Origin of the sequence: Psychrobacter coccoides (genome assembly GCF_017498085.1) — a bacterium.
In the GTDB taxonomy this organism is placed as follows: Bacteria; Pseudomonadota; Gammaproteobacteria; order Pseudomonadales; family Moraxellaceae; genus Psychrobacter; species Psychrobacter coccoides.
This window is the reverse complement of record NZ_JAGBKM010000077.1, coordinates 1-237: the sequence shown is the minus strand read 5'-3', so window position 1 is coordinate 237 and position 237 is coordinate 1. Positions and strand designations below refer to the sequence as shown.

The 237-nt window shown below is 43.5% G+C and carries 1 rRNA gene; it reads left to right on the top strand.

What is annotated here, in order from left to right:
- Positions 1 to 166: 166 nt before the first annotated feature.
- Positions 167 to 237, top strand: a 5S ribosomal RNA gene (gene rrf / locus J3492_RS13140); the annotation flags it as partial.

Here is a 237-nt window from a genome sequence, read left to right as displayed (position 1 = left end):
AGCGATGCGTGTAGCTAACCTGTACTAATTGCTCGTTTGGCTTGACCATACAACACCCAAGTGGTTTGTATCAAGCATTATATCGATATCACCTTTATCCTTGATTCAGTTAGGATAAGTGATACTTATTAAAAGTCACACAACAGACTCATATCTAACCCCCTTTGCTGACGACAATAGCACGATGGCACCACCTGATCCCTTCCCGAACTCAGAAGTGAAACATCGTAGCGCCGA